This window comes from Bradyrhizobium sp. th-b2, from assembly GCF_000426785.1.
Lineage (GTDB): Bacteria > Pseudomonadota > Alphaproteobacteria > Rhizobiales > Xanthobacteraceae > Bradyrhizobium > Bradyrhizobium septentrionale.
Map to the genome: position 1 here is coordinate 1 of NZ_AUGA01000126.1, position 9,314 is coordinate 9,314.

The 9,314-nt window shown below is 59.9% G+C and carries 5 protein-coding genes and 5 pseudogenes; 8 read left to right on the forward strand and 2 right to left on the reverse strand.

Going from position 1 to position 9,314, the window contains the following annotated elements:
* Positions 1 to 74: 74 nt before the first annotated feature.
* Positions 75 to 1,242, forward strand: a pseudogene (locus K359_RS60260) (IS3 family transposase).
* A gap of 192 nt (positions 1,243 to 1,434) precedes the next feature.
* Here K359_RS60260 and K359_RS0145030 read toward each other — a convergent pair.
* On the reverse strand, positions 1,435 to 2,460 hold the full coding sequence (locus K359_RS0145030; protein WP_029084477.1) for an IS110 family transposase: 1,026 nt from the start codon (positions 2,458 to 2,460) through the stop codon (positions 1,435 to 1,437).
* 205 nt (positions 2,461 to 2,665) lie between these two features.
* On the opposite strand from K359_RS0145030, the gene K359_RS55850 reads away from it, so the two are divergent.
* From K359_RS55850 to K359_RS55855, 3 genes and pseudogenes are all read left to right on the forward strand, one after another.
* Complete coding sequence (locus K359_RS55850; protein WP_051346804.1) at positions 2,666 to 2,986, forward strand: mobile mystery protein B; 321 nt, start codon at positions 2,666 to 2,668, stop codon at positions 2,984 to 2,986.
* On the forward strand, positions 2,983 to 3,336 hold the full coding sequence (locus K359_RS62525; RefSeq protein WP_156929067.1) for a hypothetical protein: 354 nt from the start codon (positions 2,983 to 2,985) through the stop codon (positions 3,334 to 3,336). The genes K359_RS55850 and K359_RS62525 overlap by 4 nt, the downstream gene beginning before the upstream one ends.
* A gap of 53 nt (positions 3,337 to 3,389) precedes the next feature.
* Positions 3,390 to 3,650, forward strand: a pseudogene (locus K359_RS55855) (transposase); the annotation flags it as partial.
* Between the two features lie 2 nt (positions 3,651 to 3,652).
* Here K359_RS55855 and K359_RS0145045 read toward each other — a convergent pair.
* Positions 3,653 to 5,035: an IS110 family transposase gene (locus K359_RS0145045; protein WP_029084912.1), complete on the reverse strand. Its 1,383-nt coding sequence runs from the start codon at positions 5,033 to 5,035 to the stop codon at positions 3,653 to 3,655.
* Between the two features lie 228 nt (positions 5,036 to 5,263).
* Between K359_RS0145045 and K359_RS55860 the strand changes: the two are divergent.
* From K359_RS55860 to K359_RS64075, 4 genes and pseudogenes are all read left to right on the forward strand, one after another.
* Positions 5,264 to 5,680 (forward strand): annotated as a pseudogene (locus K359_RS55860) (IS3 family transposase); the annotation flags it as partial.
* A 637-nt stretch (positions 5,681 to 6,317) separates the two neighbouring features.
* Positions 6,318 to 7,844 carry a group II intron reverse transcriptase/maturase gene (ltrA, locus tag K359_RS0145060; RefSeq protein WP_029084914.1) on the forward strand — a complete coding sequence of 509 codons (1,527 nt, stop codon included), beginning with the start codon at positions 6,318 to 6,320 and terminating at the stop codon, positions 7,842 to 7,844.
* 64 nt (positions 7,845 to 7,908) lie between these two features.
* A pseudogene (locus K359_RS62530) lies at positions 7,909 to 8,376 on the forward strand (transposase); the annotation flags it as partial.
* Positions 8,377 to 8,907: 531 nt separating this feature from the next.
* A pseudogene (locus K359_RS64075) lies at positions 8,908 to 9,314 on the forward strand (hypothetical protein); the annotation flags it as partial.

Sequence of the window (9,314 nt, forward strand, 5' to 3'; positions counted from 1 at the left end):
TGAAATGGACCCCGATTTTGGGACCAGAGGTTAAGTTGGAAAAGGGCCGCTCCGTTTGATAGACGGAGGGCATGATGACGACGAAGACGAGACGCAAGATCGACGCGGCACTTAAGGCAAAGATTGCGCTGGAAGCGGTGCGGGAGCAGGCGACGGTGGCCGATCTGGCCCAGCGCTATGAGGTTCACCCGAACCAGATCTATGCCTGGAAGAAGCAACTGCTGGACCAGGCGGCGCGGGCCTTTGATGCGGGTGTCGGGCGCGAGAGCGAGGAAACGCGCGAACGCGAGATCGAGAAGCTGCACGCCAAGATTGGACAACTGACGGTCGAGCGCGATTTTTTAGCGCGGAGGTCCGGAAGATGAGCACGCCGGACCGTCGAGGAATGCTCGATCGCGCCGACAAGGCGCTGGCGATCCGTCGGCAATGCCTGTTGCTTGGCATCGCGCGCTCCGGGGTCTACCGGCCGCCCCGGCCGGCCAACGACAACGACCTTGCCCTGATGCGGCGGATCGACGAGCTGTTCATCGCCTGGCCGTTCCTGGGCTCGCGGCGAATGACCGCGCTGGGACCGAAGCCGAACACGACGAAGCCGGCGCCGGGCCACAAGATCTATCCTTATCGTTGCGCAACATGACGATCGACCGGCCGAACCAGGTGTGGGCCGCCGACATCACGTATCTGCCCATCGGCCGTGGCTTTCTTTATCTCGTCGCCATCATCGACTGGGCGAGCCGTGCGGTTCTGGCGTGGCGGTTGTCGAACACGATGGACGTCTCGTTCTGCGTGGCGGCTCTGGAAGAGGCGCTGGCGAAGTACGGCAGGCCGGAGATTTTCAATACCGACCAAGGCAGCCAGTTCACCAGCGCGGCCTTCACCGGCGCGTTGGCGGGCGCAGGGATCAAGATCTCCATGGATGGCCGCGGTCGTTGGATGGACAACGTCTTCATCGAGCGGCTGTGGCGGTCGCTCAAGCATGAGGACATCTATCTCAAGGGCTATGCCGACGGCCGCGAGGCCAAGGCAGGGGTCGCGAGCTGGATCGCCTTCTATAACGATCGTCGCCTTCATCAGGCGCTCGGCTATCGCACGCCGATGGCGGTCTGGCGCGAACGGATGCAGGCCGCGAAGGCTGTGGACATGGTGGACAACGCTGACGCGTTGACCACATGCCCTCTGTGGACGCCCCCGGGGATGCAAGAAGAATCTTTCGTCAAGCGCTGCGCTGTAGTCGGGGGCTGACATCTGTCCGGCCTTTAATGCGACCGTCATTTGTCGCGGGCCCGTATGGGAGTTCGCGGATCAGGTCCAAATCACAGCGGCGTGCTTAGATAGCACTTGGGCATGTACTGGTTTTCCCAACCCCGTCTCTCGACTGTTGCGCCATACCTTCCGTTTAACCTTCCTACATCTCGACGACCTCTGACCGGACGGCTATGCCGCCACAGCCGGAGCTTTATAGACCCCACCGTTGGCCATCAGAGCCCAGACGACGCGGGCCATCTTGTTTGCAAGAGCGGTGGCTACCAGCATAGGTGGCTTGCGGGCAATCATGCGCCCGAGCCACGATGACGGTGAAGTGCCTCGCCGCCGTGCCTGCTGCACGACCGCAGTCGCGCCGATGATAAGTAACCGTCGCAACGTTCGCTCCCCCATTTTCGACGTCGCACCCAGCTTCTGTTTGCCGCCCGTGGAGCGCTGTAACGGGGTCAACCCCAGCCATGCGGCGAAGTCGCGTCCGCACCGGAAGCTTCCGGCGGCAGGCGCAAGGGCAAGCAACGCCGTCGCCGTCATTGGTCCCACGCCTGGGATTGTCATTAAACGGCGGGCATCTTTTTCTTTTCGGGCGCGATGGGTGATCTCGCTGTCGAGTTTCTTGATCTGCATTTCCAGCGTCACCATCGTCTTGATCAATATGTCGAGTACGAACCGTGCCGCTTCGGGCACATTTGTTTTTGGATCCATTGCGCGCTCGACAAGCTCTCCGACATGGGCCGTTCCCTTTGCCATGATCACCCCGTATTCGGCGAGATGACCACGCAAAGCATTGATCGCCTGGGTCCGCTGCCGGATCAGCAAGTCGCGGGTCCGAAACACCACCGCGCTCGCTTGCTGCTCTTCACTCTTGACGGGAACGAAACGCATGGTCGGCCTCTGCGCTGCTTCACAGATCGCCTCTGCATCGGCCATGTCGTTCTTCTGCCGCTTGACGAAGGGCTTCACGTAAGCCGGTGGGATCAGCCGCACTTCATGGCCGAGCTTGCCAATCTCACGAGCCCAGTAATGCGCGCCCGAGCAGGCTTCCATCGCCACGAGGCAAGCCGGCTGCTCGGCAAAGAATGCCAGCAGCTTATTCCGGCGCAGCTGTTTGCGAAAAACGACCTTTCCGGTGGCATCGGCTCCATGGGCTTGAAAGACATACTTCGCTAAATCTAGTCCAATCGTGCTAACTTCGTTCACGGACGCTTCCTCTCTCGTGATGGCTGTTCAACACCCTTCACTTTGGCACATCGATGCCGTCGAGGGGGCGTCCACCCCATCACAGCAACAGCAGCAGACAGAGTCTCTGGCAGCGTGATAGGAAGTAATCAGGAGCGGTCAGTTTCCAACTAACAAACCGGCTCAAGCGGTCCCGCTCCGCGGGTCCATTTCACTTCGGACCCTCATGGGTGACGCTAAATATTGGGCTGACAACAAGACCTATCCGGCTTCAGAAGCTGCGGTTCGCTTGCATCACCGGCTCGTAAAAATACACGCATTCCCGAACGGCAACGGCAGGCATGCCCGCATCATGGCAGATACGGTTTTGGACCGCGTTTATAAGACACAGCCGATTGATTGGGCGGGCGGATACGATCTGCAGAAGATGAACGGGCGGCGCACCACCTACATTGCGGCGCTCAAATCAGCAGATCAAGACGACATCGGTCCGCTGTTGCAATTTGTCGGCCCGCGAGACGATAAGGCGGAGGGGTCAAACAATTGAAGCAACTGACAACTGCACCCACTGAGGCAGACCTGGAAGCGAAAATCCACGCCGCTGTTCTTGCCGCGTTTCCGTGGTTGCCTCCGGGAAGTCTGCGGCACCAGACAAAATTCGAATTCAAGTTTGGTCACCGAATTGTTCAGATCGACGGGAAGGAAGTCTCCAAGGTCCAAGGTCGGTCCGACGTCCTCGTCTTTCACAATGATACGCCCCTTGCAGTTCTGGAATTGAAGCGGGAGGGGCTGCCGCTTACACAAGAGGACCGTGAACAAGGGCTGTCGTATGCGCGGATGCTGCATCCACGGCCACCGCTGGTAGAGCCGGCCCCGGACTTCTGCACAGGGCGATAAGTGGAGTTTCTGCCTGACAGCGGGCACGCTGTGCCTGCGAATCAGGAGCGACAATGAGCAGAAGAACACGCCGGAACCACACACCGGCCTTCAAGGCGAAGGTGGCGCTCGCCGCCGTGAAGGGCGATCGAACGCTGGCTCAGCTTGCCGAGCAGTTCGACGTCCACCCCAATCAGATCACGGCGTGGAAGGCTCAGCTTGAAAGCAAGGCCGCCGATGCGTTCGGTCCCGGCGGCGGCTCCGGAGCGGAGCAAGCAGCCATCGACGTGAAGTCGCTGCACGCCAAGATCGGCGAACTGACGCTGGAGAACGATTCCTAAGAAACGGCAGCATCTACTTTCGGCTCCAAGGGATGGAGAACAAAGCCGAATGCCTTGGCACGCCGATGCAAATTGTTGACCACTCGCGTCCGGTAACGCGTCTCGTAGGACGAGGCCCCGGGATCGACATAGTCCATTCCGTATCGCACAGCATTGTAGAACAGAACTGCGATCTTCCGGGCCGTGGCGGTCACGGCCTTGGCCTTGCCGATGCGCGCTGAGAGCCCTCTATAAAAGGCGCCGAGCGCAGTGTCTGTACGACCCACGGTCACGGCAGCAAGGCGCAGAAGTGCCGCCGCTCGGCCGCCGGATCGGCGCGTTCGGGACGAGAGCATTTTGCCGCCGGAGACCTTGTTGCTCGGCGCCAGTCCCAGCCAGGAGGTAAAATGCTTTGCACTTGGCCACGAGGAGAGGTCGTCGTCGCATTCAGCGATCAGCTTCAGCGAGAGGTAAGGACCGAGGCCGTCGATCGCGGTGAGGTCCTTTCCGAGCAACGCGAACAGCGCCTCGCGGACGTCGAAAGCTGGAGCGTTCGCCTGATCGGTTCGATTCCGACGCCGCGAGACCCGCGGCGCTGATCCGTGGCCATGACCCCGATGGAAGCTCAGTTCCTTCAACACGGCTTCAATTCGGGCGTCGCAGGCAGATGCCTTCTCGTGGTAGGCGTCGTAAAGCGCAAGTGCCTGCTCGAGCGCAAACAGATGCTCGGCGCGGTAGCTTCCGGTGAGCGCCTTCGCGATCGTCTCGGCGCTGGAGCGGCAACTATAATGGCGCAAGCACGCCAGCGCCTCAGGATCGCGCTCGCCGGCAAGGATCGCCCGTATGATACGCAGGCCGGTCACGCCGGTGATGTCGGTGACGACGTGGTGCAGCTGAAGATTCATCTCCGTCAAGGCCTTCTGCATATGCTGGATGTGTGAGGCCGCGTACTCCAGCAGACGCTCGCGCTGACGCACGTAGGCTCGCAGCTCGGCAATCTGCCCTTTGGGCCGAAAGCTGGCCCGCAGCAACCCGAATGAATGGAGCCGCTGCAGCCATTGCGCATCGCTGACATCGGTCTTGCGCCCCGGCACGTGCTTGGCATCGCGCGCGTTGACAAGAAACACGTTAAATCCCCGGGCATCGAGAAGCTCGAAGATCGGAATCCAGTAGACGCTGGTCGATTCCATGACGACAGTCTCGACGCCGCATTCAGTAAACCAGTCGACTAGCCGATGCAGATCAGCCGTGAAGGTACCGAAGCTGCGGACTGGCTCCGGTGCGCGATCTGCCCTCACGGCAGCCATGTGCATAGTCGCTCCGACGTCGATGGCAGCCGCGTCCGGGTGCACCATCTGCATCTTACCTCCGTTCCTCGACTTCGATCTTTTGGGGTTCATCTCTAATCCTCCTGCTGACGGCGGCGGAAGGGCTGGGCTGCGCTATACGTCAGATTCCTAAACGGGATCGCCGGATGGCGTCACCACTCTCAAGTGCGCGACAACCCATGGACCCGGTTTTTTAACGGGGTCACGTGCCACCAAAATCGTATCGGCCGCTCCCTCCCGGTCGGCAATCTAGCGCCGGTCCGTTTCTATCCCACAGGGGGAGCGCATCGCCGCGCATAGTTTTTTAGAAGGAGCGCTCACCAAGGCGGGATTGCTGAGCGCAAAGCGATGATCGACCGTGAGCACGAGCTGTCGATCACCAGGCAGGCGGAGGCTTTGAACATCAGCCGCGGCAGCGTGTACTACCTGCCGCGGCCGGTGCCGGACGCCGACCTTGCGATCATGCAGCGCCTCGACCGGCTGCATCTGGAGTTCCCTTTTGCCGGCTCTCGCATGTTGCGAGGGCTGCTGGCTGCCGATGGGTGCAAGATCGGCCGTCGGCATGTGAAGACGTTGATGCGGCGGATGGGGATAGAAGCGCTCTATCGCCGTCCACGCACGACAAAGCCCGAGCCGGGCCACAAGATCTACCCGTACCTGCTGCGCGGGATGGAGATCACGCGGCCGAACCAGGTGTGGGCGATGGACATCACCTACAGTGCGCCTCGCTCCGAGAAATCGGGGGAGCGTATGTTTGGAATGCATTGAGAAAGGAGGAAATGTGACGAGCCTGCTTCCTGCTGTGGGGAAGCATGAGCCCAAGCGGCGGTGACCTGCTGTCAACTGGCAGGGTGACGTAGCCCGCAGGTCAAGGGGATTGAGGCGAAACCGTTACGCCGAGGATGGTTCCCGAGGCTGAGTATCGGAAGGTTGAGGAACACGAACCGGTTCATCCGCGTCTGTGGGCTGAAATGTCGCCTCCGCCTACACGGCTTAACAGGCGGAATGCTGAATGGTGTCGAAGGATAAGTAGCTGGAGACACCCGAACGCGAGCGTAGATGCAAGGCGTCTTGCGTGGGCCGAGGGGAGAACACAGCCAAACCTGAGGCAACGGCATCGACTTGCAGCAAGCAAGGGAAAAGACTGCGACCGGCAACCTCACCGATGCGCTGGTAGTCCAACATATGAACGAGGGAAGGCATGAGCGGAATGGCAAGGGAGTTGACCCCGAAGTCCGTCATGCTGGCAGAGCTCCCGTAGTAGTCCGAGGCCGGGAAAGCCGGTCACATGGCGAAGGGGAGCAGTTTGAGTTGCTTGGAGTGCACGTGATCTGACCTAATGAGGTGAAGACCTTTGATAATCAGTGAAATGCAGCACAAGCTCGCGACGTGGGCCGCGGCCGATCAGACCCGCCGGTTTGATCGATTGCTCCGGCTCATCACAGACAGGAATTGGCTTGCTGAGGCGGCCCGGATCGTCCTGGCGTCGAAAGGCGCCAGCACACCGGGTCTTGACGGAATGGACAAGCGACGACTTGCTGCCGTTCTGGAGTGTCATCTGGATCGGTTGCGCGTGGCCCTGTTGGACGGCACTTACCGCCCAACGCCGGTCAAGCGAATCCATATCCCGAAGGCCAACGGCAAGTTGAGACCATTGGGTATACCGATCCTGCTGGACCGCATCGTCCAGCGGGCGATGCTGATGGCCATGGAGCCGATCTGGGAGAGCGACTTCCACTCTGGCTCCTACGGCTTCCGTCCCGAGCGCAGTGTTCATCATGCGGTTCGTACAGTGAGGATGCAGTTGCAGGATGGCTCTGACTCGAAGGGCCGCTGGATCATCGAAGGTGATCTGGCGAGCTACTTCGACACTGTCCATCATCGGCTGCTCCTGAAATGCGTACGTCGTCGCATCAGGGACCTGCGATTCATTGATCTGCTCTGGCGAATCCTCAAAGCCGGTCACGTTGATCGTGGCTTATTCTTCGCAGCAAGTGAGGGCGTTCCGCAAGGCGGCGTTCTGTCGCCGCTCCTATCCAACATCATGCTCCATGAGTTTGATTGCTGGCTGGAGGCGAAATACCTGAACAAGAAAGCGAGGAAGGATCGTTGGGCGTGGAACTTCGGCATTCAACAGGGGCGTCCGATCACGGTTCGAGAGAACCGCGAGTGGAAACCTGCTGTAGCCTACTGTCGCTATGCCGATGACTTCGTTGTCATCGTCAAAGGGACGAAGGCCCATGCTGAAGCCGTCCGCGAGGAGTGCCGCGCCTTCCTGGAGGGCAGGCTGAAGTTGACGTTGAATATGGAGAAAACCCATATCACCCACGTCAATGACGGCTTCGTCTTCCTGGGGCATCGGATCATTCGCAAGCGGGGATCAAGCGGACGGATGGCGGTCGTCACGACCATACCCAAAGAGAAGGCCAAGGCATTCGCACTAAGATTGTCGAAGGTCCTCTCTGGTGACCATGATCTTGCCAAAGTCGATATGGTGGACCGCCTGAACCGCCAACTGCGGGGCTGGGCGGCCTTCTACAAGTACACGGACTTCACTGCGACCACGTTCCGGCACGTCGATCATGTCGTGTTCTGGAAAATGGCGCACTGGCTGGCGAGAAAGTATCGGAGCCGCATCAAACCATTGATGTGGAGCTGGTATCGAGCACCAGTCGCTGGGCAGGCCAAGACCTGGTTTGTCCACGGGGTCAGTGAACGAGGCCATCGTGTCGGGAAAGCATTGCACCGATTGGTATCCAGTCCAAAGGGGCAGTTCCGATGGAGAAACCCGGAAGCAAATCCCTACATCTTCAGGGAGGAGCCCAGGAAGACCATCACCTCGCGATATCAGGATGTCGCAATGGCCATGGGCCAGACTTGAACGGAGAGCCGTATGCGCTGAAAGGTGCCCGTACGGTTCGGGGAGGAGAAGCGCTTATGCGCTTCTTACTCCATTCCCGATGGCGCGCGGCTTCGTCTATCTGGCGGTTGTGCTCGACTGGTTCAGCCGCCGCGTGCTGTCGTGGCGCGTATCGATCACCATGGAGGCGGCGTTCTGTGTCGAGACGCTTCAGGATGCCCTGGCTCGTCACGGCAAGCCGGACGTCTTCAATACGGATCAGGGCTCGCAGTTCACCGGACAGGCTTTTACCGGCGTGCTCGCCGACAACGGCATTGCGATCAGCATGGACGGCAAGGGAGCCTAGCGGGACAACGTGTTTGTCGAACGGCTATGGCGCAGCGTCAAATACGAGGAGGTGTATCTGCGGGCCTATGACAGCGTCAGCGAGGCCCTCGCGTCGATCGGCCGATACCTCGACTTCTACAACGGTCGGCGCCCGCATTCGAGCCTTGACGGCGTCACCCCCGATCAAGCCTACTTCAACCCGCTGCCACTCCGCTTGGCAGCCTAACCATGGCAGAGGCTCCACTTATCGACGCGGAAAATCTGTTCAGACAACCGGAGCCAGCTCAGTAACCCATGCGCCAACCGAGTTCCTTTCTGTATTTTGTATTCTGCGCGGTTGTGAGACTACCTGACGCGCTAAGGGTTCAGTTCGTTCGCATTTTGTGGCGCTCAAGTGTGCGTTTGGCGTTTCAGAGTACACCCGCGCGGACTCGCGATCAGGACTCGGTCGCGTTGCACGGAAATTATCTAATCGATCGTGTCGCGTTCCTGTCTAACTCCGTTCAGCTCGCGGATCATGAGCGTGGGGAGGGCGTGCGAGACGGATCCGAAGTCCTTGTCTCTCTTGTTGAAACGAATTCGAGGGTCCTTCCGGCCACGATGCCCGTGCCGTCCCTTGATCGAGGTGGTGAGGCTGATAGTGCTCGGCACAGCGTGGTCTCCGATCCGGGGCTCCAGCGCCTGACGTTCGAGTTTATTGCCGGGCGCCTTCGATTCAACCAAGCGCGGGATGGGACCTTTTGGGAGGACACAGCCGATGTCGCCATCGCAGTCTGCAAGCGCCGAACCATCCCCGACCTTCGGCCATCTTGAGCGACCGGCATCTCCTGGGTTCAGCACCGCTTCGAGCCACCTGGATCTGCCCGCCCAGTTGTCATGCCCCGCGGTTGAGATACAGGCCAGCGTGCCAACGGAGGACTTCCCGCGTGCGCAAGACTTCACGCATATCGTCGGCTTGGCATGGGACCATGGTTGCCAATCAGCCTCCGATGTCCTGATCGGTGTACTGAGCAGAAAAGGCCTCCTGCCGACGTCACCGCTCCAGTCGCGAACACATTTTTACATCCATGGTCGGCCTTACACGACGAAGCTGGGGCAAGGAACAAGGCACCCGACCCCAAATAATCCGGCAGGACTTGATATTACGCTCATCCCTGGATCTAG

What these genes read in the sequence shown, in the direction of transcription:
- K359_RS55850 (WP_051346804.1), top strand. Translation starts at nt 2,666, where the DNA reads ATGGGTGACGCTAAATATTGGGCTGACAACAAGACCTATCCGGCTTCA.
- K359_RS0145045 (WP_029084912.1), bottom strand. Translation starts at nt 5,035, where the DNA reads ATGAACCCCAAAAGATCGAAGTCGAGGAACGGAGGTAAGATGCAGATG.